Consider the following 487-nt stretch of genomic DNA (forward strand, 5'->3'; position numbering starts at 1 on the left):
TTTAGCAGTATGAAGAGTCGGTCGGATACGGCGACTCTCTTCCAAAGAAGTTAATTCAGCAATGGCTTTTATATCAGGCAAGCCTTCTCGCCCCGCCTCTACAGATGCTCCCGTTAAAACCTCCTTATACTCATGAACAATTTTAACGCCATCAATTTTCTTTAATTTATCCAATACAAGATTTCGGTTCTCTTCGGAAAATTGTAAAATATAGCGCCCTGTTGTCACTTCTTCTGGCTCAAGCTGTGATTCCTGCGGGATTGTTTGAGGAGCACTAGCTTCTTTTCCGCTAATGTCTTCTTTTTCCCTTGACTCCTCTGTTGTCTTACCAGCTGTAGTTTTTATCTCGGTCGCAGTTCGATCTGTGAGAAGACCTGATTCTTCATCTGCCTCTGTGTCTACAACTTCTTCGACCACTCCCTCTTCAACAACTGGTTCATCCACCTGCTCCGTTTTAACTGGCTCATCTGATAATAACCCATCTTCT

Annotated in this window: 1 protein-coding gene; it reads right to left on the reverse strand. The window is 43.3% G+C overall.

All coding sequences use genetic code 11. The features are described 5' to 3' along the window. On the reverse strand, window positions 1–487 hold a 487-nt coding region (locus C1E99_RS00995), incomplete at both ends, for a hypothetical protein (RefSeq protein ID WP_153060133.1).

This window comes from Streptococcus suis, from assembly GCF_002964045.1.
Lineage (GTDB): Bacteria > Bacillota > Bacilli > Lactobacillales > Streptococcaceae > Streptococcus > Streptococcus suis_U.